Source organism: Methylophaga pinxianii (assembly GCF_020447225.1).
Classification (GTDB): Bacteria; Pseudomonadota; Gammaproteobacteria; order Nitrosococcales; family Methylophagaceae; genus Methylophaga; species Methylophaga pinxianii.
In genome coordinates, this window is the sequence record NZ_JAJAEO010000016.1 from 1 (window position 1) to 251 (window position 251).

1 pseudogene is annotated in these 251 nt (G+C 52.2%); it reads left to right on the top strand.

Annotated features, from left to right (window positions below):
* Positions 1–106: pseudogene (locus LGT40_RS00075) on the top strand (cation transporter); the annotation flags it as partial.
* Positions 107–251 lie beyond the last annotated feature (145 nt).

Consider the following 251-nt stretch of genomic DNA (forward strand, 5'->3'; position numbering starts at 1 on the left):
CCTGGTCGCGTGGACCGGTTCCAATTATCCGGATCTGATTATCGGCACCATCGCGGGGGGCATTGTACTTAACGGTGCCAGACGCATTTTGGCGTTGAAGGGTTAAATAATGCTCATTATTGGCAAAAAGCTCTCGCCGTATGCCCTATTGTCCATATCGGGCCTGCTGGCAGCGTCTGATCAGGCTGTAAAGTGGCTGGTGCAGCAATCAATGGCCTATGGCGAGTATGTTTCGGTGACCCCGTTCTTTA